We start from the raw sequence: 24,988 nt of genomic DNA, 5'->3' as shown, positions 1-24,988 counted from the left end.
AAATGATGAATATCAACAAACGATTAGGTGTGGAATCCCTGTTGGTAACTTTGCTATTCACACTGGGTTTCATGGCTTGGAATGTCGTTCAAGGAATGTTAATGACGCTGAATCATACAACTGAAATGTTGAATACCGATTCATCCGTCATGATGTTGCAGTCCAAGGTTGATTTTGGCTCGATTACCCGTTGGGATACTACTTCGATTCTGATCGCTGCCGTTGGATTTCTCTTGCTTGCTGCTGCATACTACGGACTTCGATCGGGGATACAGCGCTGGACATAGCGTTCCTGATTGTTTATTAATACAAGAATAAACATAGCCAAAAACAGTTCTACACCAATGAAAGTTGGGAGGAGAACTGTTTTTTGTTTTTGGATCTATTTTTAACAGACTATAAATGCTTGGAAATGACTTCTTCCAGACCTTGGGCGACCGAATGTGCACCCCGTGCAAGGTGTCTCTCGTAGAGATGCAGACGGACGAAGCTCTCATCCGTACCCATCGCCTCGGAGAAAATGCCACTGAGTCCACGTGCGCGGCGGTCGATCTGAAGCAACAGTTCCATTGAATCTCCCATCGGGTAGAACAATACTTCTAGCTCATCCAAATAGCCGCGGAACTTGCTCGTTGGCACGAATTCAAATTCCTGTATAAAGGGAAGATTGCCACCAAGCTTTGGAGCATAGTCGTTGGTCACTTCACGCAGCTTGAAATCAAGAATGTCAATCGCATCAAGCACGGTATTCATATCTTTTGTAGGAACTACGTGTAGTCTGTCCCGATCTGAGGGGTCTACGGCGCTCGAGATATCGAGGCCAGTCTCAACCCACACCTCTGCACGATGCAGTGTAATCGGAAGATTTTCTGGCAGATCAAATGAGAAGGATTTCTCCAGTTTGGCTCCAGGCTGTAAAATAAAACCTTCTGTGAGCAAGTATTTGGCTACAACCGCAGTTTCATTTACTTTTCGATCATTGTGCTCCCGTATGTAATGAGTCTTGATCGTAAGGTAGATTCGGTCTACATTCTGTTCCACTTCTCCGCCCTCGATGTACACGATCCCCGAGATGATCCCTCCAGGCGTAACCTCAGGTGTATGTAATTCGGTATTTACTTTGGCTGCTCCAACACCTACACTGGCTAACATTTTCTTAAAAAAAGACATTCGTTCAACCTCCACATTCTATTGGTTTGTCCAAGGCAAAAATACGACTTCGACCTTAATACGGAGCCTGTTAGAGAAGCGTTTCAATTTTTAAAAATCATTACGTTGTGAATAAATAAACTTTTTTGATAGAGAAAAAGTTAACAATTGAAACAGGAGAATCGGATTGTCCGTGTCGAATGTTGTTTAATATGGGATTTTCTTCTGGGGGGATATCTATTGGGCATGGAATGGTATGACATGATTGCGCGGCGTAACGGCGGATACAAGGGAAGAGCTGTATTTACCCTGGAAGGCCATTCGGCAGAAGATGTGTTTGAAGCGCGCTTGATGCAACAGCTGCCTCAATATAAATCTGTGCTTGATGCGGGCTGTGGTCATGGTGAATTTACATTAAAAATGTCGGCCTATACCGATCATATTACGGGGTTCGACAACTCGAAGGAACTGCTGCGCATTGCCCAGGCTGGGCTTGATGCCAGTGACGTTGAAAATGTGAAGTTTGTCTACGCCACAACCAAAACGGATATGCCGTTTGAAGACGAACAGTTCGACCTGATCTATGACCGCAGAGGCCCTACGTCCATTATTAAACATGGGAGATTGCTGCGAAAGGGTGGCGTGATCTTTGGCATTCATACTGATGTAAGTAAGGTACGAGAAAGGCTGCGCACGAATCAGTATGAAGACATCGAGATTGAGGAATTCAACGAGGCTTTAATGGTTTTTCCTGATGAAAAAGAGTTCGCTATCTTTCTTTCCGATATTCCCGGAAACCCGGATTACACACGGCCTGAGTACTATGAACAGCTGCAAGTTAAGCTGAAGGAAAATCAGATTGATGGGAGACTTGCTGTGCGTGAGCACAAATATATCTGGAAGGCCATAAGGCGTTAAAGGAAGATTATAAAATATGAATGCCTGCCTTGGTATTTCAGATCAGGGGGTGTAATGGTTTGGATAGAGAAACTTTAGAACGGAATTTAGGACCAGATAATGTGAATACCAGCTTCGAGCAGATGGCTAATGGGGAACGGAAATACAAGATGGTTTCAGCGGATGGCAGTTATTACTGCAGAACGATAGCTTCATCTCAGGGAGCGTGGCAAAATAGCCATTTTCATAACCATATAACCGAGTTCTATGTTGTGCAGTCCGGTTGGATCGCTTATGCAAATTTTGTGAAGGATCAGACTCTTGAAATCAGAGTTATGGGCGAAGGAGATCATATCATTGTGGAACCGGGAGTACACCATAATTTATATATGTCACCCAATAGCGTTATCCATACGATTAAATATGGTTTGAATACACATAGTGATTGGTCTGCTTCTCCGGAACTGGACAGAGTTACACAGACACTAATGGAGAGCGAATTACTTCAGACTTACAGTTAATCAGCTTGGGGGTTAAATACATGCGAAGAAGTACGATATTCTGGCTAACTGGCGTTGCAATTGTTATTGTAGCAGTTTTTATTGTATATAATAATTTGGCTCCCAGCGTTACAGAGCAGGATGTTAGCATGAAGGGCACGATTCGGCAGACAGCTGCGGATGAATACGAGGTGCAATTAACCATTACACGCACAAAAGTAGATAAGGCTCAGCACATGGTATATCCTCTTGTACCTGGTTGGGGTTCAATATCTTTTGATGACAAACAGGACAACCGATTTATTCGACCTACTTCCGTCGGCAGCACAGGTGCAATGGAAGAGATTCTTCGTCAAGCGTTACAGAGGCAGTCATCAACAGCGATTATTGAATTTGCTGGGTTCTCCATACCTGATGCAGCGGGCACGTATAAGATGCGTTTTACCATTCATCCTTTGGGTGAGCAGGCAGAACTGATTCGGCAACCAATGCTCTATTATGTTCATCAGGAAAAATTACTGGGCAAGGACCTGAGCTGGGTCTCAGGGGAGCCTCTGGAAATCATTAAGGAGTATGCAGAGTGATGCTAATCTATCAATGGAATGAGATTATCGTACGTTTGCTGGATGAAAAAGATGAGCAATACCTTGTTCAATGGTTGTCTGATCCTGTAGTACTTCAATATTACGAAGGCCGTGATCAGCCACATGATTTGCATTTGGTCAGAGAGAACTTTTATGGACAAGACGATGCTGAACATCGTTGTATGGTTGAATACGAGGGTAAACCTATCGGCTACATCCAGTTCTATGAACTGGAGGAGGAAGAACGAAATGAGTATGGCTATGGAGACACAGATGAAATCATCTATGGAACAGATCAGTTTATTGGAGAGGCGGATTATTGGAACCGCGGTATTGGCACACGACTAGTACAATCCATGTTGGCCTATCTGGTCAACGATAAGCAAGCCCGGAAAGTGGTCATGGACCCGCAATCGTGGAACGAACGAGCCATATCCTGTTACGAGAAGTGTGGTTTCAGGAAGGTCAGACTGTTACCGAAACACGAGCTGCACGAAGGACAGATGAGAGACTGCTGGCTGATGGAGTATGCTCCATAGGCAGTGCACTGTGTATATTTAAACTATTTAACCAAGGAGGAATGATCGATGGATTTGAGATACCCGATTGGATCATTTGAACATACAGGCGAGGTCACACCAGCGCAGCGGAAGCAGTGGATTCAGGATATTGCCGAGTTGCCGGAGCGCGCCCGCGAAGCGGTCAAAGGACTGAGTGAAGAACAATTGAGGCTGCCCTACCGGGAAGGTGGCTGGATGCTCAAACAGGTTATACACCATATGGCAGATAGCCATATGAATAGCATGGTTCGTTTCAAGCTGGCATTGACGGAGGATAACCCCACGATAAGACCATATTACGAGGAACGATGGGCTGAACTGAGTGATTCGCGGGAACTGGATGTCGAGTTTTCTCTGCAAATCCTGGATGCGCTACATCGTCGTTGGGTAGCGCTATTAAACACATTAACGGATGTAGACTATGCCAAAACCTTTTATCACCCCGCATCCAAAGAAACGACCAGACTGGACTACTGTTTGGGTGTATATGCATGGCATGGCAGACACCACGTGGCCCATATTACCTCGCTTAGAAGCAGGTTGGGAATCTAGCATTTATATGTGAGGTGTGATTTCTGATGATAGAGAAACAGTGGCTGGATCTCAGTGAATATGATGAATTGGAACAAGAGATTCAGTACGTCATCATGGTTACTCAGTTTCGGGAGAAATACGTTATTATTCATAACCTTAAACGCCAAGGCTGGGAATTCCCAGGAGGTAATCGTGAACCTGGCGAGTCTGTTCTTACGGCTGCTGGAAGAGAACTGTACGAAGAGACAGGGGCATTGAAGTTCATCCTGGAACCCTTTGGAATCTATCAAATGAATGGAACGTTTGGCATGGTTTATTATGCGAATATTACGGAATTCCGTGCTCTATCGCTGGAACCTAACTCCGAAATTGGTGCAATGAAAATGGTAGATACACTACCAGATGGCATGAATTTTGGCGACATGTTTTATTATTTTTTGTACCGATGGAGAATATATTCTGCCAAAGGGACATACGAACACTTTGTGGATTTGACTTTTTGTGAAAGTAACATTTAAATATCTAATAATATTAGGGAGATTACATCGATGAATATACATATCAGACTATTAAATGAGAGCGATCCGGTTGTAATTTCACAGGCGTTTCAGGAACAGGGTTGGGCGAAATCGGCTGAGCAGTACATTCAATATCTGGCAGAACAGCAGAAGGGTGAGCGGGTGACTCTGGTAGCGGAGTTGGATGGAGCTTTTGCCGGTTACGCGAATGTATTGTGGAATTCATACTACCCGTCGTTCAAGGAACAGGGCATTCCGGAGATTAATGATTTCAATGTGCTGATTAAGTATCAGCGCCAGGGAATTGGATCCCGTTTGATGGACCGGGCAGAAGAAGTTATTCAGGAACGAACCGATACAGCCGGTATTGGCGTCGGGGTATTTTCCGATTATGGCAAAGCTCAAATTCTGTATGCCCGTCGTGGATATATCCCGGATGGTCAGGGCATTCACAAGCATGATCGTTATCTAAAGTGGGGCGATGAAACGATCATCGATGACGATGTGGTGCTGTATCTAACAAAGAAGTTAAGCTTAGCCCAACCTGAATAATAATGATTAAACGATGTTTGGAAGACAGGGAGTTACTTTCTTCTAAATGTCGTTTTTTTAACATGTAAATAGGCCGTTTTTGGCTTGAATATTACAAGATAAATAGAGTGAGATTGGATGAAAATGTTATAATAGAGGGTAGCAGATTTAGCGCAGAAACCGTGATGAAGCGGGCGATTTAAAGGGAAGAGATCATACGTAAGAAGGAATGTGTAGGATGTTTTGTATGAATTCGAGGAGGAATGTGGTTATGGAGAAGACGATTAAAAATGTTCAGGATCTATATGACATGCTTGACGCAGAATTCAGATCAGCGAAGCAATTTTGGGAGCCGTTCTATGAAGATCGGGACCGACCGATTCCCTTTTTTCCAAACAAACCGGATGAAAATCTGGTAGCGCATGTGAACTCAGGAATATTATCTGGAGGCAAAGCATTGGAGCTTGGTTGTGGTCCGGGAAGAAATGCATTATATCTAACACGTCAGGGTTATAAGGTAGATGCTTATGATCTTTCGGAGACAGCGATTGCCTGGGCCAAGGAAAGAGCTGTGAAGGAACAGCTTGAAGTAAATTTCGAATGCAAGTCTGTGTTTGAACTCACACCACAGGAAGAGTACGATTTCGTCTATGATTCCGGCTGTCTTCACCATCTGCTGCCACATCAGCGAATTTCCTATATACAGATGATTCACAACGCACTTAAACCTGGAGGGTATTTTGGGATGACCTGTTTTGCTCCAGGATTTGGCGGTCAAGGTGGACCGGAGAGCATTATGGACGATTGGGAGGTATACCGTGAGAAATCGATGAAAGGCGGTCTGGCCTTTACGGAGGAAAAGCTTCGCTATTTGCTTGAAGATCCATTTGAATGCGTGGAGTTGCGCCCGATGAAGACGAAGGGACAGGATGATATGTGTTTTGGCTTGCCCATCCTATGGGTGACGTTGTGGAGAAAACCAAACGTGTAGTCATAGATGAAGGGTCATAGATTTGACGTTTAACCAATATTACACAGAGCGAGAGAAAGGCGGGAGAATATGGGACAAAGGTATTTTATCATTACAGGCACGTCCAAAGGAATCGGCAAACAGCTTGCGGAACTGTTATTGGAAAAGGGAGATCACGTCTACGGTATTGCACGCGGAACGTCTGACTTGGAGGATATTTACGAGCGTTACCAGCATGTTCAGTTTGATCTTGCAGATATCCATAGCATCGACGATCTTGTCTCAGGCATATTGGAACAGATTCAGTCGCAAGAAGTTGAATTCATCGGGCTCATTAACAATGCAGCGATGCTGGAACCGTTGAAATCGATAGATCGGTGCAGTGCAGAGGAGATCAGTCTTAATCTGAACATCAGTTTGGCAGCACCCATGATTCTGACTTCATCTTTTATACAGCAGACCAGTCACCTGACCGCACGGCGGAAAATTGTCAATGTATCGTCCGGTTCAGGCAGTTATCCGGCACCTTCAATGGCATCTTACTGTACCTCCAAAGCCGGGTTGAACATGTTCACTAAGTGTGTAGCGATGGAACAATCCGGGCAGCCCAATCCCGTTGAAGTGATTGCATTCGATCCGGGGATGGTAGATACTGAGCTACAGGCTGTGGCAAGAGGTAAAAGTGCAGAGGAATTTGCACTGTCTGAGGTATTCGGTCAGGTCTATGAAGCTGGCCAATTAAGATCAACACAAGATGTCGCAAAACAATTGATCGAACGGATGGAAGAAATCAGTGATCCAAGCAAGGTCCTCCATACTATGGAGGGATAACAAAATGCATTAATTTGCGTTCGGATTGCTCCACATGGTTCCAGAATTCTATTGATAAATCTGGAACATGTGCTTTGTTTGAGCGCTGACAACGTAGTGGAGGGGGCGAAATCGATTCTGAAGAAACGGAGTGGTCGCCTTTATCCCCGGATTTTAACCTTTGAAAGGTGGAATAAAAAAATCTGGGGATAACAGCGATCGGAAGAACGATTCGTACCTGGAACGGTCATTTTGCTGTACGTTTTATTGTTTGGTCGGCCCAAGAAGAACAGAAACGTGGTGAAGGTATATGTTTAAAATTATGCTCATTGAAGACGATGAATCGTTATTCAGTGAAATCAAAGAACGGTTATCCCAGTGGTCGTATGACGTGTATGGCGTGCAGGATTTTGGCAAAGTCATGCAGGAATACAGTGCCATTCAACCACAGCTGGTGATTATTGATATTCAGCTTCCCCAGTATGACGGATTTCATTGGTGTCGCATGATTCGCGCTCATTCCAATGTGCCGATTATCTTTCTGTCCTCACGGGATCATCCCACAGATATGGTCATGTCGATGCATCTGGGCGCAGATGATTTTATCCAGAAGCCCTTCCATTTCGATGTGCTAATCGCCAAGATCCAGGCGACACTGCGCAGGGTATACAACTACAATACAGAGCGGATTGAACTGCGTACATGGCGTGGGGCTACCATTGAATATGTGAAGAATACACTTACCCATGACAATGAATCAGTCCTTTTGACCAAAAATGAAATGTTCATTCTCAAAGTGTTGGTTGAGCACAAAAATCAGATTGTGACCCGCGAAGATCTGATTCGCAGCTTGTGGGATCATGAACATTTTGTGAGTGACAACACGCTGACGGTCAACGTCAATCGCCTTCGCAAAAAGCTGGAGCCGTTAGGTCTGGATGGCTATATCGAAACCAAAGTTGGTCAGGGCTATATGGCAACGGAAGAGGCGGAAGCATGATTGGTAGGTACATACGCGAGAAGCTCAGCTGGATGTTGTTGCTTATAGGCATACAGCTCATCATTTTATTTGTAGCCTATATCGACACGTCTATTCCATTCCGATCTGTAGCGTACATCGTTGTGCTGAATGTAGTGGTATGCATCGTGTTTATCTGGGCGAGATATCCAAGAGAGACCCGTTTCTACAAAAGATTAACCACCTGGGATCATACCTATGATCCTGGGGATTTGGATATCGCTGAAAGTCCTTATGAAAGGATTGTGCACGATGCCGTGACTTCCCAGACCGAGCGTTATCGGAAAGAGTCCTCGTCTCATTTTATTTTGCTGGAGCAGGAGAAGGATGAGATGTTGGCCTGGATTCACGAGGTGAAGACGCCCCTAACCGCGCTGCAATTAATGATTGAGCGTATGCCGGATGACAAGCTAAAGGGTCAGATGACGTATGAATGGCTGCGTATTCACCAACTGCTCGATCAGCAGCTTCACCAGAAGCGTATTCCATTTATGCATAATGATTTGTTTGTGGAAGAAACAGAGCTTGAACCGATTTTGAATGGCGAGATTAGAACCTTGAAGTCGTGGTGCATATCCAAAGGGATTGGCTTCGACATGTCATTACAGGTGACTAAGGTGTTAACCGACAGCAAATGGTTAGGCTTTATCATACGGCAGCTGCTCAGCAATGCGGTGAAATATAGCCATTCCTCTGACATTGTCATTGAAAGCAAGGAACAGGATGGGCACATCATACTGACCATTCAGGATTATGGACGAGGGATCGAGGCGCAGGATTTACCGCGTATTTTTGATAAAGGTTTTACTTCAACTCAAGGCAGGCTGGAAGGAACGGCAACGGGAATGGGTTTGTATTTGACCAGACAGGTAGCGAAAACACTTCGTATAGACATCCAGGTACAGTCTGCTCCCGGAGAGGGCACTAGTGTTAAGCTGACCTTCCCGCGAAAGAATGACATGATCCATCTTGCAGGCGTGTGACAACATTGTCACATGCTTTTTGGTTTTGTTCGGTGAATCGCACGATAAATTGGAGCATCCCGCCTATGATGGAGATATACCAAAGAGGAGTGAGTGGGATATGTGGATACTGGAAGCCAAAAAAATTCATAAAGTCTATGGTAACAAACTAAATAAACAGGAAGTCCTTAAGGGGATTGATCTCGGGGTAAGTAAAGGAGAATTTGTCGGTATTATGGGGCCCTCGGGTTCGGGGAAAACGACGCTGCTTAATGTTCTTTCCTCGATCGATCGGGTAAGTCAGGGCACGATTGACATTGAGGGTCAGGAGTTCACCGGCATGAAGGAGAAACAGCTGGCTGAATTCCGCAAATGTCATTTGGGCTTTATTTTTCAGGATTATAATCTGCTGGATACCCTCACGGTGAAGGAAAATGTATTGCTGCCGCTCTCGATTACGAGTATTCCGAAGCATGAGGCACACCAGAAGTTCGAACAAATCGCCCGTGAACTGGGCATATATGAGCTGAAAGATAAATATCCGTCCGAAATCTCGGGTGGACAGAAGCAGCGGACTTCGGCTGCGCGTGCGTTTGTGCATGATCCGAGCATTATTTTCGCTGACGAGCCGACAGGTGCGCTCGATTCCAAGTCAGCTTCAGACCTGCTTGGCAAATTGAGTGATATGAACAGCGAACATCAGGCTACCATTATTATGGTTACGCATGATCCATTTGCTGCGAGTTATTGCAGCAGGGTGATTTTCATTCGGGATGGTCAGATCTACACCCAATTAAATAAGGGAGACGAGTCCCGGCAATCCTTCTTCAATGACATTATCAAAACTCAGGGCGTACTGGGTGGTGTGCAGCCATGAGTCTGAACTACATCATTTTTCGCAATCTGAGGAAAAACCTGAAGAATTATTATCTTTATGTCTTCGCCCTGATCTTTAGTGTGGCGCTGTATTTTTCCTTTGTAACGCTACAATATGATCCCTCCATGAATGAAGTTGCTGAATCAACGAAAGGGGCTGCCGCGATAGGCGCATCTTCTGTGTTACTGCTTGTAATTGTTGGCATCTTTCTGCTCTACGCCAATACGATCTTTATCAAGCGACGCAGTAAGGAGATCGGTCTGTTTCAGCTGATCGGACTGACGAAGGGGAGAATATTTGGCATCTTGAGTACGGAAAATTGCATTCTCTACTTTGGTTCTATGGCAATAGGTATTGTTATCGGGTTTCTGGGTTCCAAGCTGATATTGATGATTTTGTTCAAAATTATTGGCGTTGAGGCCATCGCAGAGCTATACTTTTCACCAATGGCCTTGCTGCAGACTGTGATTGTTTTTGCCGTGATGTACCTGCTCATCATGCTGATGAATTACACTTTTATCCGAGCTCAAAGTATCCTTTCGCTCTTTCGGGTATCTTCCACAACGGAGCAGCAGGTACAGAAGTTGTCAGTGGGGCAGATTCTGATTGGTATCCTGGGTATTGCTCTGATCGGTTTTGGATATGCCTTATCTGCACGATTGTTCAGTGGTGAGAAATTGGATATGCAGCAGTTGATGTACACGATGATTTTGATTTTGTTCTCGGTCATTCTGGGAACGTATCTGTTCTATAAAGGTTCCGTCAGTTTTCTTTTTAATCTGATTCGCAAAAGTAAAAAAGGCTATCTCTCCATTAACGAGGTATTATCGTTATCCTCCATCATGTTTCGCATGAAGTCGAATGCCTTGCTGCTGACCATTATTACTACCGTATCGGCACTCTCCATAGGCATGTTGTCGCTCAGTTATATTTCCTATTATTCGGCAGAAGCGCAAGCCAAGGAAAGTCTGCCAGAAGATTTTTCATTTGCCCAAGCTAATGTGAAAAATCGTTTTGTAGCCGAGTTAGATAACAAACAGATTCAATATGAAGAAAAGCACAGACAACCTTTATATATTGAAATTGATGCAAGCAAGGTGATGAAGGATTCCCTGTCGGAAGATCGATTGTTTAGCAGTGTGTTGAGTGACAGCATGGTGGATAACATCGACCTGAAACCAGGTGAAGTGGTCTTCATGGGGTATGGAAATGTGATCCAACAGTTAATTTCAATTCAGGAGAAAGGCCCCATTGTTCTGCATGGGTTGAAGCAAGTAATTGACCAGCAATTGATCGGAACCACGAAACAGGGCGTGCTTCCCGTATATTACACCAAAGGTACGCCTGTTGCGGTAGTGGATGAATCGGTTTATGCGGAGCTTGCGCAGGACCTTGATCCGAAACTTCAAAAAGGGGGAGCGACCGATTATTACGGTGTGCACATTACAGATTCGGGGCAAGACGAGAATGCGTATGCCATTTTTGCAGATCTTAAATTGAAGGCCCCAAGCTTCTCCCAGATTGAATTCAGAAATAATCAACGTACCAGTATGGGCCTAATCATGTTCATTGTCGGTTTCCTGGGTCTAACTTTCCTGATTACATCCGGATGTATCCTCTATTTCAAACAAATGAATGAGAGCGAAGAAGAGAAATCGAACTATACAATTCTGCGCAAACTTGGATTTACTCAAGGCAATCTGTTACGCGGAATTCAATTTAAGCAGTTGTTTAATTTTGGCATTCCCCTTGTCGTGGGACTGAGCCATAGTTATTTTGCCGTGAAATCAGGCTGGTTCTTCTTCGGAACGGAACTTGCCACACCTACTGTAATCGTCATGATTGTGTATACGTTGTTGTATTCAATCTTCGGCTTGTTGTCCATATGGTATTACAAACGAGTGATCAAGGAATCATTGTAAATCAGGGGATTAGGGACATAGAAATACATTAAAAAATTCCGAAGAAGGGGCAACTGTATGAAATACAGTCTGCTCTTTCTTTTTTGTGAAAAAAAAGGAGGATGACGCGAGGGTGGAGAAATCACAACATATGGAGTGAAATAGAGGGAGGTTTCCCATGAATCTGGCTAACAAAATTACCCTGGCGAGAATGGCATTGATTCCTTTGTTTATGTTGTGCTTCATCTCGTTGCCGTCGTGGATACAGGAGTCGAGTGAGCTTATTCGTTTTCTGGATCAGCATGGTCTGGTGATTGGAGTTATTATTTTTGTATTGGCAGCGGGTACGGATAAGCTGGATGGGTATGTGGCCAGAAAATATAATCAAATCACCAATCTGGGGAAATTGCTTGATCCATTGGCAGATAAACTATTGATTTCGGTTGCGCTGATTATGATGGTTCAGGAGGATCTGATTGGTTCATGGATTGCTGTGATCATCATTGGACGTGAAATTGTCATTACGGCACTGCGTATGATTGCTACTGAACAGGGAATTGCCTTGGCTGCTGATCGATATGGCAAGATCAAAATGGTGCTGCAGGTGGCAGCCATCATCGCTGTATTATTGAATAATGTTCCGTTCAGTTTGCTGACTAATGTGCGGGTTGATATGATTTTATTATGGCTGGCGGCAGGAGTTACGCTGTTATCGGGATTGAACTACATCTTAGTGAACTATAGACTACTGAAATAAAGAACTCCTGCCCTGACTGGGACGGACCGATTCAGATATTTACCACGAAGTAATAACGAGAAGGGGGAGAAGAGGATGTCCCAAATAAATATCAATCCAAGTACTTCAGAGGATTCAGAATATGTTCGACAGCAACTCATCGCATTTAATGCTGCGCATGTGAGCGAGGAATTAAGGCATCGGTACGAAGAATTGAATTTCAATATCAAAAACGAGGCGGGTGAGATTGTTGCAGGTGTGCTCAGTACACTTTGCTGGAACTGGCTGGAGATTGATATTCTTTGGGTGGATGCAGAGCAGCGGCATCATGGTTATGGTTCCCGATTGCTGCATGAGGTGGAACGTATTGCACGCGAGAAATCCTGTGACTTCATCCAATTGAACACATTCTCATATCAGGCACCGGAATTTTACAAGAAGCATGGCTACCAATTGATTACAACGATCGAGAATGCACCGACCGGACACAGTCATTATTACTTTAAGAAGGACCTAACTTAAGACAGCATATGTGAAATAGGACAAAAATATGGAGGGTTATTATGGTTACCATTAAAGCAATCGAACTTGAGGATTTACCGGCGCTAAGCCAGCTATACAACGAATTGTTGGGTACACCGACCAATGAACAGCAAATGCAGAAGATGTTTCACTATATCCAGCAAAATGGACACTACCATGTACTCGGTGCATTTTACAACGGGGAACTGGCCGGATCGGTTATGGGTATTGAATGTATGGATCTGGCGGGTCAGTGCAATCCCTTCATGGTTGTGGAGAATGTGATTGTATCCGATCAGGTACGCAGACAGGGAATTGGTCAGAAGCTTATGCTTCAGATTGAGCACATTGCGAGAGATCTTGGATGTGAGTACATGATTCTGGTGTCTGGCGATCAACGCAAAGAGGCTCATATTTTCTATGAAAAACTGGGCTTTAAAGATGAGAAAGTTCAGGGTTACCGGAAGCATTTTAATTAGGTAGAAGGACTACTTAAGGAGCAGGGCGAATAAGGCATAGTCTGGAGATAAATGAACTGATATGAGGGAGGCACTCTCGTGTTCAAAAAATGGGCTAATGTCTTGATGATTCTGAGTCTGGTATTCGCTGTATGCTCCCCAACATCCTATGCCGCTGCCAAAACGGTCAAAGTGACCGTGACGCTTGTCAGTGCAGAACTGGTGGAGAACAATTCCGTTGGTAATGAATGGGCCATAGGGACAAGTGTGAACGGCAAGAGTCTAGAGGAGGGTTCGTCGGTCACGTTGAATCTGAAACCTACAGATACGCTAAAATTACAAGCGAATGCCGAAGAGCAGGACAAAATCCCTGATCTGGGGAGCAAAAGCTTGAACGTTAAAGTTTCCTCCATTTCCAAATCAATCAACAAGACCCTATCGGTTGTTGTGACGGAGAACAGAGGCCGTTATTCGGGTAACACAGCGACGTGGGAGTTCAAGTTTAAGATCAGTAAGAAATAAAATAGGGACTAATCATGTAAAAGAGAGCCTAGCTCTCTTTTTTTGGTTTATACTTATAACTTTGAACTGAAGGAATGTATAGTTTCGGGAAAGGTCTCCCTTTGGTAAAATAAAGAAAGTTATGGGTAGAAATGTACAAATTTCAACGTACATATTTCATTAGTAAAGGCAAAAGGAGGTTAACCATATCATGCGTATCGTGGATAACATTAAAGTTTGGGGGGAGCCGCTGGAGAATGCGGTAAGTCAGGCGGTGACTTGCTCGCAGTATGGGGATGTAATGGGTGTGGCTTTAATGGCAGACCATCACAAAGGGTATTCACAGCCCATCGGGGGCGTGGTTGCCTACCGGAACATGATTAGTCCGTCGGGGGTTGGATATGATATTGCATGCGGTAACAAGGCTGTGCGCACCAACCTGATGTGGGATGATATCCGGGATCAGATTGCTGTCATTATGGATGACATTAATTCGACCATATCCTTCGGCGTAGGCCGCAACAATCCAACACCTGTGGAGCATGAGCTGTTCGACGATGCCAGCTGGAAGCTGTTTGATTCCATTGAGCCTGGATTACAGCACAAGTTGAAGACACCCGCGCGCAACCAGCTCGGGACGGTGGGCAGCGGCAATCATTTTGTGGATATTTTTGTGGAAGAGACGACGGGTAAAGTATGGATTGCGAACCACTTTGGCAGCCGCGGCTTTGGGCATAAGGTTGCCAGCGGTTTTCTGAATCTGGCTGCCGGACGTGCATTCAGTGGTAAAACGCCGGGAGAACCGATGGATCAACCACCGACATTGTTTGACCTCAAGAGTGAAATGGGTGATATGTATTGGGACGGGATGACTCTGGCCGGCCGATATGCTTACGCAGGACGTGATTATGTGATTGAACAGGTCCTCGGCATTCTCGGGGCAAGCGCAGAGTATTCGGTTCATAACCATCATAACTTTGCCTGGAAAGAACAGCATATGGGCGAAGAAGTGGTGGTGGTCCGCAAAGGAGCAACGCCGCTGGCACCGGGCCAGCTCGGTTTTGTGGGCGGAAGCATGGGAGATATCTCGGTAATTGTGGAGGGTATCCACAGTGAGGAGAATACCGAGTCGTTTCGCAGCACCGTACATGGGGCTGGACGCATCATGAGCCGAACCCAGGCGGCTGGTAAAATGAATTACAAGCTGCGTACACGCATGGGCGGCGAGATTAGCGAAGAACAGATGCAAGCGGCGATTCGTGCCTATGGTGTGGAGCTTCGGGGTGCAGGAACGGATGAAAGTCCATTTGTGTACAAAAAGCTGCAGGACGTGCTGAATGCGCATGCCCATACCTTGAAAATCAACCATATCCTGCGCCCTGTAGGTGTCGCAATGGCCGGAGGCAACGAATTCGACCCGTATAAGGACTAGTTATATATGTTCGACTCAACATTTACACAACAACGGAGAGGACAGAAATAACCTGAAGAAGCGAAGTGTTCGCCTTTATCCCCGGATTTTCCCCTTTGGAGAAGGGAATCAACAAAATCTGGGGATAACAGCGATCGGAAGGTTGTTCTGTCATCGGAGTGCCAGTGTAAATATTTATTAGTTGAACTTATATAGAAAGTAGAAGGTGAACCTCATGAGAAATTGTGCGATATACAGCTCCCAGTTTGATCTGGATCAGTTGTTTGAAATGATTCAATCCATATACCCTCAGGATACAATTGAGCGTAAGGAAGACAAAACCCACATTCAAGTTACACGCAAGAAGTTATTTAGTAAGAAGACAAAGGGCTTCAATATCATGACCAGCCAGACCCACCCGGAAGAATTTACTGCAATGATTCAGGGGATGCTGGGATTTCTGAGTCAGATTGAGGGAAAGAATGCTTCGCTACAGGAAAAGGTACTAATTAAATGCGCTACACTGAATATGGTTGTTGGGATCGAAACGGAAGAGTACATTTCCGAAGAATTCTTTAATGAATTATTGCATTTGGCCGATGCCCTGGATGCAGTCATCTTCTGGGGAGGCGGCTCCTTGCTGAATGCGCAAGGTCAGCTGCTGCTGGATGTCAACGGAGAATCCGAAGTGGAGGATTACAAAGTGACAGCGCACACCAGTTTTCTGGATGATGTCAGACCCCCGTCGGAATCTGCAATGCTGCGCAAAGAGCGTTCGGAGCAGCTTCTGACAGAGCAAGGAATCCCATTCAATATTCATTTGCCTGCAAGAGCGGGGGATGAGCATACAACGATTCGCAGTATGGAACAAGTTGCAGAGCGTGCGATAGCCCTCTGTATTGCAGCACTCAAAGGCGAATGCCTGGGAGCGGGGGAGAGCGCAGAAGATACAGCAGCGCTGGTCCAGGAAGTGATCGACAAGTATGATGCGACTTCATTCTTTTCACCTGTGGAGAGAAGATTTATGGAGCAGCATGGGGCAGAGCATCAGGAGGTTATCTCCTTTTCGTGGGGCTATGAGTCTTATCATGTGATGTTATGGGCGCTTGGCTACGTCAAGGAACTTGGAGCTCCGGTAAATCTTTGTAACGTAGGACAGGATGTAGGCTATTTGCAGCAATGTGATGATGTTGAGGCTTTTGTAGCCGGGTCTCAGCTTCGTTCCAAAAGCGAGATTTTGGATGCGGCGGACCTAATCTACCGGTACAACTGGGTGTGTGTGAACAGTCGTGTGAAGGAGCAAACACCTCCCGGGGGTCTGAATGGCGGAGTGGCCTACGAACGTCACCGTGCACTGAATTGGCTGATCTGTTATCTGGATCAGGATTGGGATGATGTGCGGACAGATACGTAGAATGGACTTTTAAAATCAACTATTTTTATATGGTATCCAAACTTGTATACCCCCAAGCCAGTCGAACACTGGTTATGGGGGTCTTTTGGTGTTTCTGAATATCGTACCATTTTAACTGCTATGCCTACCGTATTGTTCCCGAATCATAACATCAGCGAGAATCAGTTTTTTCTCTACATTACTCTCCGGATTCACAATACGCCATAACATCTGGTCCACTGCACGCGCACCAAGCAGTTCCTTGTTCACATTAACCGTGGCAAGCACCGGTATATTGTCGTACACATTATCGAAACCGGTGACTACGCACTGGTCGGGCACACGAATGCCCATACTCTCCAGTGCTTCAATGGTGTAGAGCGCGAAGAAGTCATTGGCACAGACAAAAACCTCAGGCAAGTTCTCCTCGTTAATGACCGATGTAAATGTCTTATGGAAATCATCCACATCGGGACTGCTCAGTTCCGGGATCTGATCCAGATGCAATCCATGTCCCATTAACACAGAAGTATAGGCGACCCAACGTTCATAGAAGCTGTGAGCATCACTGGTGTTCCCAACAAACTGAAACCGTTTGAATCCCTTGCGCAGAAGATAGAGCATAATGTCACGCATGGATGCAAAATTGTCAGTGAAAATACTGTCACTGTGAAAGACGGGGTCCAGATGATCCACCATGACTACGGGAATGCCCAGACGCTTGATTTCAAGCAGAATAGGTGTTGAGATGGAACCAACCGTAATAATGCCCCGAATGGCATCCGGGTTCAGTAACGTAAATAATTGATCTGCAGATGGTTCTGTCAGCGTGAGTATATTGATGCCTTTCTGGTTCAGTCTGGATGATATCCCGTTAAAGACAGGGCCCCAGTATTCGGATTCCTGATTCTGATAACGAACATTAGGAAACAAAATCAAAATCGTTCCACTCCACCGCGTGTTCTGCGGGTCCTGAAGTTCATTGCTGCTATACATATCACCAGACAACATGCTGTTATCTTTGAAGTATCCAAGCTTGCCAGCGGCCTTGAGAATAACGTCCCGTGTCTGTTCACTAACACCTGATTTTCCGGACAGTGCTCGTGAGACCGCAAATTTCGACAGACCTGTAAAATGTGCAATTTCCTGAATAGTTACCTTCGTCTTCATCATACCATCCTTACACTCGTAGTTCTGCCGTATTCCTTACATTGCGAAATAAATCTGCCTCTCTATAAGTTGAACGAATGATTTTACACTAGACCACTACGCGGCCAGAACAATCTTTCGATCGCTGTTATCCCCAGATTTTATGAATCCCTTTTCAAAGGGGAAATCCGGTGATAAAGGCGAGCGCTTCGCTTCTCCAGATTTGTTCTGTCCTCTCCGTTATCGTGTAAATGTTAAGTTCAATTTATATAGTATATCATGATGTATTTCTCTTAATCTAATAACGGCTGTAGAAGTGAAAATGTTAGTGTCCCATACATGTAACGACGGAAATAGACCTCGGTGATGGACATGTTGCAGGAGAAAAGGGCGAATTTTGAATGAGTTATTATCTTTTTGTTATTTTATAAAATAACAAAATAATCAAAATAGTTTTCGTTTTGAATATGGAAGTACTCAGAATGATATGTGAATAATATGCTTTTTCATAAGGGTTTAAAGCGACATAACAGCATTTTATCAGAATAATTAGAAAATGTTAACAATAAAAATGTTGACGCTTACATTATGCTATGTTAAATTTTGTTTGTCAAAACAAAACAATTAAATAACAAATGGTGGTGGTCATCGGATTTCATTAGGGGAAATGGAAGTCAGGGAATTATGCCGGACCATGATTTGTATACACTTTCGGGGAGGTTGTTAAAATCATGACTAGAAAATGGAACGTTTTGCCGCTCATGTTATTGGCCGTAATACTTTTTGTATCCGCTTGCAGTGGTGGGGGGACAGCTGGGCCGGCTACTGATGCAACAACGAATTCAGACAATAATACTGGAACCGCCGAGACAGACAAAGAAGGCGGAGCGGAAGAAGTTGCAGTCGATGTGCCGGATTTGGGTGGACGTGTCATCAAGGTTGCGGCCTGGTGGGATCTGAAGCCGGCGGGGGAGACCGCATCGGATAAGGCGAGACTGGATAAAATCGCTGAAGTCGAGAAGAAATACAACGTGAAAATTGAGTTTGTAAACGTGCCATTCGAAGAATACATGAACAAATTTACAACGACAGCGCTGGCTGGCGAACCGTTCGCAGACATCGTTCAGATGGAATACAAATCCGCACTACCCGCCATCCTCAAAGGGCAACTACTGCCTATCTCCGAATTCACCACAGCTGAGAATAACATCAACCAAGAGGCAAACCTGATCACGAAATACCCTGCCATCGCAGGCAACTACTACGCATTTGAGTCTCCAACCAGCATCGGTCTGGGACTTCACTATAACCGTGACTTGTTCAAGAAGCTGTCGCTACCTGATCCTCAGGAGCTTTATAACAAAGGCGAATGGAATTGGGATAAATTCATGGAACTGGCGAAACAGGCAACCAAAGATACAGATAACGACGGAAAAATTGACGTATACGGGTTCTCCGGCTGGGCTATTGACGTGCTTCGTCACTTTACTGCAGCCAATGGCGGCACGATCGTAGATGACGAACACTCAAAAGAAGGATTGTCCGATCCGAAAACGATTGAAGCTGCCGAATTCGTCAAACGCCTGTATAACGTGGAGAATGTCGTGAAGGTCAAAACAGGCGACAAAACGAACTGGGAGGAAAGCAACACATTCAAGGATGGAGATGTGGCCTTGTTCACAGCTGCGGAATGGCAATTGGGAGACATCACCTTTGCTGCTGGAGTCGTACCGATTCCGAACGGCCCTCAGGGCAACAAGGATGTAACATACGCCAACAACGCCGCCTCAGCCAAATTCATTCCCAAAGGTGTGAAAGATCCCAAAATTGTATACCAGATCTATGAAGAGACTTTTGACATCCCGCAAATTGAAGAGTACCCAGGTCAGGATTACCTGGAAAGTCGTTATACCGACGAGAAGGACATTGCCATGATTCGCGAGCATATCGCGGGAACGGGCCGTATCCTGCTGGATGACGCCTACGCGGGCTATCCAATCGGTGACTATGTAAACGACATTATCAAAAACAATGCTTCCGTTACGGCAACAGCCGAGAAATATAAAGCGCAGGCACAAGCCGCTGTTGATAAGCTTGGCAAACCATAATACCAGCATGATTCAGACAGGGGTGCCTTGTGTCCGGGCTCGCGCACGGGTACCTCTTTTCCTGTATCACCAATTAGGCATTGCTGGCATCAGCCTTGATGAGGAGGGCTCGTAGGATGGCTGGATTTCTACAACGAAAGAAATGGATCCTGCCCATAGTCATTGCAGCAGCGGCAGCCTGCGTCATACTTTTGCTTACTTCCGGTGCAGGTGTAAAGAGTGCAGTTGTGCCTTCTGGCAGTTTGCCTGCCATTGAGGTGGATGCCATCTTGCAGCAGACGAGGCAGAAAAAAGGATATGAACAATATCTGTCCCAAGCAGGCGAAGCCTCACGACCGAATGTGGATATGACCATTGAAGCAGGGGACTACATACGGGCAGAGGGTGAAGAGGTACGCAAGCTGAATGATTATGAAGGCAAGCCAGGTGTATCACTTCATACTGGGGAGACAGGCGAGATCGACTGGGTGGTTGACGTGCCGGAAACGGGGCTGTACAACCTCTCTGCTCTCTATTTTCCCGTAGAAGGCAAGAGTTCCGCAATTGAGCGTGCATTGTATATTGACGGTGAACTTCCGTTTGCGGAAGCCGCCTATTTGCAATTTGACCGGGTATGGGGCAATGAGAAACAAGCTGTTGAACAGGATAATCAAGGCAATGATCTTCGCCCAAGACAAGTGGAGAAGCCCCGCTGGATGGAGGAAACATTTCAGGACTCGGACGGGTACGAACAGGCTCCATTCAAGTTCTATCTGGAAAAGGGGAAGCACACGTTAACGCTGAAATCCTCTCGCGAACCCATGGTGATTCGATCCATACGGCTATTCAATGAGAAACCAGCCGTTCCTTATGCGGATACCGCAGGAGAGCAGCAGACGGACTATTCCAGTCAGCCTAAGAATGTGCTCATCCGAATTGAAGGGGAAGCGGCTGTTGCCAAATCTTCACCTACGCTATATCCAACCAGTGAAAGATCAAGTTCAGCTGTATCTCCGTACAGCGCTTCCCAGGTGCGTATTAATACGATTGGCGGTTTCAACTGGCGTCTGCCAGGACAGTGGATCGAATGGGAAGTTGATGTGCCGGAAAGTGGACTTTATCATATCGGTTTTACCGCTCAGCAAAATTTTGTCAAAGGCATCTATTCTACGCGCAAGCTGACCATCGATGGGGAGATTCCGTTTGCGGAGATGACGAAGGCGCCGTTCCGTTATCAAAGTGATTATCGCATTGATGTGCTGGGCGGTGATGAGGCTTACAAGTTTCAGTTGGCAAAAGGCAAACATGTCATTCGGCTGGAGAACAGCCTGGGCGACTTCGCACCACTTATTCGCAATGTGGAGGACAGCCTGTACAACCTGAACTCCATGTACCGGAGAATTCTGATGATTACAGGCACCAAGCCGGATGAATTCCGGGATTATCGGGTGGAGAAGCAGATTCCGAATCTGCTGGAGGTGTTCAGCGGGGAAAGCAAACGTCTGAAGGAAGTGGCAGGGCAACTTCGTCTCTTGTCAGGTCAGTCCAGCGATCAGGAAGCGTTGATCAAAACGATGGCTCAACAATTGGATGAGATGATCGACAAGCCGGATACCATTCCAAGAAGACTTGCCGCTTACAAAACCAACACAGGCGGACTGGGGACTTGGGTGCAGCAGGCTCGCGAGCAACCACTTGAGATTGATGCACTTTATGTAGCTTCATTAGACAGCAGCATTCCCGGAACGGGTATGGGTCCGCTGGCGAAGCTTGGTCATGAAGCGAAGATATTCTATCATTCGTTCTTTATTGATTATAACCAGATCGGGAACGTAGCCACATCAGAGGATCAGCGCACAGTGACGGTCTGGATCGGCAGTGGCCGGGATCAGGCGAATACGATGAAAGCGATGATTGATGAGACATTCACACCGGAGAGCGGCATCAATGTCAATCTGAAGCTGGTCAACATGGGTACGCTGTTGCCAGCCACCTTATCGGGTGAAGGACCGGATGTCGCGATGCAGATCGGCAATGATCTGCCGGTGAACTTTGCGATGCGTAACTCGGCGGTGGATCTCACCCAGTTCAGTGACTATACCACGGTGGAACAGGAGTTTAGAGACAGTGCCATCGTACCGTACGCCTATGATTCAGGCGTGTATGCCCTGCCAGAGACACAGACCTTTAATATGTTGTTCTACCGTAAAGACGTGCTTGCAGAGCTTGGGCTTGAAGTTCCTCAAACGTGGGATGATGTCGAGAGCCTGCTGGCGATTCTGAGCAAAAACCATATGGAATTTGGCATGCCGGTAGTGGCCCAGGCCAACATGCAGGGTGTGAACATTCCGCCTAACTCGCAGTATGCCACGATGCTGCTCCAGAATGGCGGCTCCTTCTATCGCAATGACGGTAAGGAATCGGATCTGGATTCGCGCATCGGGATTGAGACATTTAAGAAGTGGACAGAGTTTTATACCGATTACAAGCTGGAGCGGGAGTATGACTTTGCCAACCGTTTCCGGACAGGACAGATGCCGATTGGTCTGACGGATTACACAATGTATAACCAGTTGTCCGTATTTGCACCGGAGATCCGTGGATTATGGGGATTTGTTCCTGTTCCGGGGACGGTGCAGCCGGATGGAACATTGAATCGGGACGTTCCGGGTGGCGGCAGCGCTGTCATGATGCTCGAGAGCGCCAAGGATCAGGAAGCCGCGTGGGAGTTCATGAAATGGTGGACCAGTACACCGGTTCAGGCTGAGTTTGGCCGCGAAATGGAAGGGCTAATGGGCGCGGCTGCGCGTTATCCGACGGCCAACATCAAGGCGCTCGATTCACTTCCGTGGCCTGCTGAGGATTATGCGAATCTGAAAGCACAATTCGAGACGGTAAAGGGAATTCCCGAAGTACCTGGTGGTTATTTTACCGGACGCCATCTGTTCAATGCATTTTACAAGACGGTTGTTGGCCAAGTAGAAGCCAGGGAATCCATCATGGATTACACCCAGTATATTCAGGACGAGATTCGAGTCAAGCGTAATGAATTTGGTCTTCCGTAAGCAGAGGGAGGGTTAACAGTGTCACAAATATCACTCCGAGACGGACAAAACAGTCCTCCTGAGAAAACACCAGGTATGGGTATGAAATCATGGTGGTTCTGGAAGCTCAAGGAAATGAAGGCCAGCAAACATTCCTATGTCCTGCTTGCTCCTTACATGATTCTGTTCACCATGTTCACTGTAATTCCGGTGGTCATCTCAATCATACTCAGCTTCACCTATTTCAACATGCTGGAGTTTCCGCGTTTTATTGGCTGGCAGAACTATACCCGGCTGTTTCTGGAGGATGACGTATTTCTGATTGCGATCAAAAATACGTTGCTGTTTGCCATTATTACGGGACCCATCAGCTATATTGCCTGTTTCGTATTTGCGTGGATCATTAATGAATTAACGCCCAAATGGAGAGCGTTCATGACGCTGATCTTCTATGCGCCATCCATTTCGGGGAATGTCTATTTCATCTGGCTGATGATCTTCTCGGGGGATCGCTACGGTATAGCCAATGGACTGCTGATCAAATGGGGCTTTCTGCTGGAGCCAATCCAGTGGTTGAAAACGGAAGCCTATATTATGCCAATCCTCATTCTGGTGCAATTGTGGCTCAGTCTTGGCACAGGCTTTCTGGCGTTTATCGCCGGTTTGCAGACCGTAGACCGGACGTTATATGAAGCAGGTGCGGTAGACGGGATCAAAAATCGCTGGCAGGAGCTCTGGTATATTACCCTGCCTTCAATGCGCCCGCAACTGATGTTCGGTGCAGTCATTCAACTCACGACCTCATTCGCCGTGGCCGATGTATCCATTGCGCTGGCGGGGTTCCCAAGTGTGAACTATGCGGCGGAGACGGTGGTGACCCATTTGATCGACTTTGGTACAACGCGGTTTGAAATGGGATACGCCTCGGCGATTGCAACCGTACTGTTCATGATTATGGTGGGCACCAACCTGCTGGTACAGAAACTGCTTCGAAGGGTGGGAGAATAGCTATGGCTGCAATTGCAACAGGCAAAAAGCGGGTGAACCGCTCTTTATCAGGAAGCATCTCCCTGTTTGTCCTTCTGCTCGTATTTGGTGCTTTCATGGTGCTGCCGCTGATCTATGCGATTAATAATGCGTTCAAACCGCTGGATGAGATTTTTACTTTTCCACCAACACTATTTGTCAAAAATCCAACGTTCAGCAATTTTACAGATTTGCTGAATCTGCTGAGTGATTCATGGGTTCCGTTCTCACGTTATATATTCAACACGGTATTTATTACGGGCATTGGCATCGTGGGCCATGTGCTGCTCGCTTCGGCAGCGGCGTACCCGCTCGCCAAGCACAAATTTCCGGGCAAAGTGTTCATGTTCCAGGTCGTTGTGCTTTCCCTGATGTTCACGCCTGCCGTGACGGCCATTCCCAACTATATGATCATGTCATGGCTGGGCTGGATTGATACGTATTGGGCCGTCATTATTCCGGCCTTCGCCTATTCATTGGGTCTGTATCTGATGAAGCAGTTCATGGAGCAGATCCCGGATGCATTGCTAGAAGCAGCCAAAATTGACGGTGCCAGTGAATACCGGATTTTCTGGTCCATTGTCATGCCCAATGTAAAGCCAGCCTGGCTCACCTTGATCATTCTGCTGTTCCAGATGCTGTGGGGCAGTGATGGCAATGGATACATCTACAGTGAACAGCTTAAGACCTTGCACTATGCGGCGGGTCAGATCATTCAGGGCGGGATATCCCGGGCCGGGGCAGGTGCTGCGGTAGCACTTATTTTAATGAGTGTGCCCATTACGCTATTCATTTTCTCCCAGAGCCGCATCATTGAGACGATGGCGAGCTCGGGCATGAAGGAATAAGG

General features: G+C 46.1%; 26 protein-coding genes. 24 read left to right on the top strand and 2 right to left on the bottom strand.

Annotated features, from left to right (window positions below; all coding sequences use genetic code 11):
- Positions 1-2: 2 nt before the first annotated feature.
- Complete coding sequence (locus ACFVQB_RS27270) at positions 3-287, top strand: hypothetical protein (RefSeq protein WP_379447028.1); 285 nt, start codon at positions 3-5, stop codon at positions 285-287.
- 109 nt (positions 288-396) lie between these two features.
- On the opposite strand, the gene ACFVQB_RS27265 is transcribed toward ACFVQB_RS27270, so the two are convergent.
- Complete coding sequence (locus ACFVQB_RS27265) at positions 397-1,170, bottom strand: sporulation protein (protein WP_379447027.1); 774 nt, start codon at positions 1,168-1,170, stop codon at positions 397-399.
- A gap of 225 nt (positions 1,171-1,395) precedes the next feature.
- Here ACFVQB_RS27265 and ACFVQB_RS27260 point away from each other — a divergent pair, with 225 nt between their 5' ends.
- From ACFVQB_RS27260 to ACFVQB_RS27170, 19 genes are all read left to right on the top strand, one after another.
- On the top strand, positions 1,396-2,067 hold the full coding sequence (locus ACFVQB_RS27260; protein ID WP_379447141.1) for a class I SAM-dependent methyltransferase: 672 nt from the start codon (positions 1,396-1,398) through the stop codon (positions 2,065-2,067).
- 59 nt (positions 2,068-2,126) lie between these two features.
- The gene (locus ACFVQB_RS27255; protein WP_379447026.1) at positions 2,127-2,567 is read left to right on the top strand and encodes a cupin domain-containing protein; all 441 of its coding nucleotides are present in this window, start codon (positions 2,127-2,129) and stop codon (positions 2,565-2,567) included.
- Between the two features lie 20 nt (positions 2,568-2,587).
- Positions 2,588-3,130, top strand: coding sequence for a hypothetical protein (locus ACFVQB_RS27250; protein ID WP_379447025.1), 543 nt, complete (start codon positions 2,588-2,590; stop codon positions 3,128-3,130).
- Positions 3,130-3,669 (top strand): GNAT family N-acetyltransferase, encoded by a 540-nt coding sequence (locus tag ACFVQB_RS27245; protein ID WP_379447024.1) that lies wholly within the window; start codon positions 3,130-3,132, stop codon positions 3,667-3,669. Before ACFVQB_RS27250 ends, ACFVQB_RS27245 begins: the two co-directional genes overlap by 1 nt.
- Positions 3,670-3,717: 48 nt before the next feature.
- Entirely contained in the window at positions 3,718-4,242 is a 525-nt protein-coding gene (locus ACFVQB_RS27240) for a YfiT family bacillithiol transferase (protein ID WP_379447023.1), read from the top strand.
- A gap of 26 nt (positions 4,243-4,268) precedes the next feature.
- Positions 4,269-4,742 (top strand): NUDIX domain-containing protein, encoded by a 474-nt coding sequence (locus ACFVQB_RS27235; RefSeq protein WP_379447022.1) that lies wholly within the window; start codon positions 4,269-4,271, stop codon positions 4,740-4,742.
- Positions 4,743-4,772: 30 nt separating this feature from the next.
- On the top strand, positions 4,773-5,294 hold the full coding sequence (locus ACFVQB_RS27230; RefSeq protein WP_379447021.1) for a GNAT family N-acetyltransferase: 522 nt from the start codon (positions 4,773-4,775) through the stop codon (positions 5,292-5,294).
- A 250-nt stretch (positions 5,295-5,544) separates the two neighbouring features.
- Complete coding sequence (locus ACFVQB_RS27225) at positions 5,545-6,264, top strand: class I SAM-dependent methyltransferase (RefSeq protein ID WP_379447020.1); 720 nt, start codon at positions 5,545-5,547, stop codon at positions 6,262-6,264.
- Positions 6,265-6,333: 69 nt separating this feature from the next.
- Positions 6,334-7,074, top strand: coding sequence for an SDR family NAD(P)-dependent oxidoreductase (locus ACFVQB_RS27220; protein WP_379447019.1), 741 nt, complete (start codon positions 6,334-6,336; stop codon positions 7,072-7,074).
- Between the two features lie 289 nt (positions 7,075-7,363).
- Positions 7,364-8,053: a response regulator transcription factor gene (locus ACFVQB_RS27215; protein ID WP_379447018.1), complete on the top strand. Its 690-nt coding sequence runs from the start codon at positions 7,364-7,366 to the stop codon at positions 8,051-8,053.
- The gene (locus tag ACFVQB_RS27210; RefSeq protein ID WP_379447017.1) at positions 8,050-9,054 is read left to right on the top strand and encodes a sensor histidine kinase; all 1,005 of its coding nucleotides are present in this window, start codon (positions 8,050-8,052) and stop codon (positions 9,052-9,054) included. The genes ACFVQB_RS27215 and ACFVQB_RS27210 overlap by 4 nt, the downstream gene beginning before the upstream one ends.
- 100 nt (positions 9,055-9,154) lie before the next feature.
- Positions 9,155-9,910, top strand: a complete 756-nt coding sequence (locus ACFVQB_RS27205; RefSeq protein WP_379447016.1) for an ABC transporter ATP-binding protein — start codon at positions 9,155-9,157, stop codon at positions 9,908-9,910.
- A complete protein-coding gene (locus tag ACFVQB_RS27200; protein ID WP_379447015.1) occupies positions 9,907-11,832 on the top strand; it encodes an FtsX-like permease family protein in 1,926 nt (641 codons plus the stop codon). Before ACFVQB_RS27205 ends, ACFVQB_RS27200 begins: the two co-directional genes overlap by 4 nt.
- A gap of 157 nt (positions 11,833-11,989) precedes the next feature.
- Positions 11,990-12,568 carry a CDP-diacylglycerol--glycerol-3-phosphate 3-phosphatidyltransferase gene (gene pgsA, locus ACFVQB_RS27195; protein ID WP_379447014.1) on the top strand — a complete coding sequence of 193 codons (579 nt, stop codon included), beginning with the start codon at positions 11,990-11,992 and terminating at the stop codon, positions 12,566-12,568.
- Positions 12,569-12,643: 75 nt separating this feature from the next.
- The gene (locus tag ACFVQB_RS27190; protein WP_379447013.1) at positions 12,644-13,069 is read left to right on the top strand and encodes a GNAT family N-acetyltransferase; all 426 of its coding nucleotides are present in this window, start codon (positions 12,644-12,646) and stop codon (positions 13,067-13,069) included.
- Positions 13,070-13,110: 41 nt separating this feature from the next.
- Positions 13,111-13,548 carry a GNAT family N-acetyltransferase gene (locus ACFVQB_RS27185; RefSeq protein WP_379447012.1) on the top strand — a complete coding sequence of 146 codons (438 nt, stop codon included), beginning with the start codon at positions 13,111-13,113 and terminating at the stop codon, positions 13,546-13,548.
- A 78-nt stretch (positions 13,549-13,626) separates the two neighbouring features.
- Positions 13,627-14,049 (top strand): hypothetical protein, encoded by a 423-nt coding sequence (locus ACFVQB_RS27180; protein ID WP_379447011.1) that lies wholly within the window; start codon positions 13,627-13,629, stop codon positions 14,047-14,049.
- 190 nt (positions 14,050-14,239) lie between these two features.
- Positions 14,240-15,460 (top strand): RtcB family protein, encoded by a 1,221-nt coding sequence (locus ACFVQB_RS27175; RefSeq protein WP_379447010.1) that lies wholly within the window; start codon positions 14,240-14,242, stop codon positions 15,458-15,460.
- Positions 15,461-15,674: 214 nt separating this feature from the next.
- Complete coding sequence (locus ACFVQB_RS27170; RefSeq protein ID WP_379447009.1) at positions 15,675-16,853, top strand: DUF4272 domain-containing protein; 1,179 nt, start codon at positions 15,675-15,677, stop codon at positions 16,851-16,853.
- Between the two features lie 111 nt (positions 16,854-16,964).
- Here the strand turns inward: ACFVQB_RS27170 and ACFVQB_RS27165 are convergent, their stop codons facing one another.
- Positions 16,965-18,005, bottom strand: coding sequence for a LacI family DNA-binding transcriptional regulator (locus ACFVQB_RS27165; RefSeq protein WP_379447008.1), 1,041 nt, complete (start codon positions 18,003-18,005; stop codon positions 16,965-16,967).
- A 707-nt stretch (positions 18,006-18,712) separates the two neighbouring features.
- Between ACFVQB_RS27165 and ACFVQB_RS27160 the strand changes: the two genes are divergently transcribed.
- The 4 genes from ACFVQB_RS27160 (at position 18,713) to ACFVQB_RS27145 (ending at position 24,986) form a co-directional block, all read left to right on the top strand.
- Positions 18,713-20,089, top strand: a complete 1,377-nt coding sequence (locus tag ACFVQB_RS27160) for an ABC transporter substrate-binding protein (RefSeq protein ID WP_379447007.1) — start codon at positions 18,713-18,715, stop codon at positions 20,087-20,089.
- A gap of 116 nt (positions 20,090-20,205) precedes the next feature.
- Positions 20,206-23,133, top strand: coding sequence for an extracellular solute-binding protein (locus ACFVQB_RS27155; protein WP_379447006.1), 2,928 nt, complete (start codon positions 20,206-20,208; stop codon positions 23,131-23,133).
- 75 nt (positions 23,134-23,208) lie between these two features.
- Positions 23,209-24,120: a carbohydrate ABC transporter permease gene (locus ACFVQB_RS27150; protein ID WP_379447140.1), complete on the top strand. Its 912-nt coding sequence runs from the start codon at positions 23,209-23,211 to the stop codon at positions 24,118-24,120.
- 2 nt (positions 24,121-24,122) lie between these two features.
- Entirely contained in the window at positions 24,123-24,986 is an 864-nt protein-coding gene (locus tag ACFVQB_RS27145) for a carbohydrate ABC transporter permease (protein WP_024628250.1), read from the top strand.
- Positions 24,987-24,988: the final 2 nt, after the last annotated feature.

It is taken from the genome of Paenibacillus sp. NPDC057886 (genome assembly GCF_042796655.1).
In the GTDB taxonomy this organism is placed as follows: Bacteria; Bacillota; Bacilli; order Paenibacillales; family Paenibacillaceae; genus Paenibacillus.
Note: the sequence above shows the minus strand (reverse complement) of the source record. Positions and strands in the feature narration are given on the sequence as shown.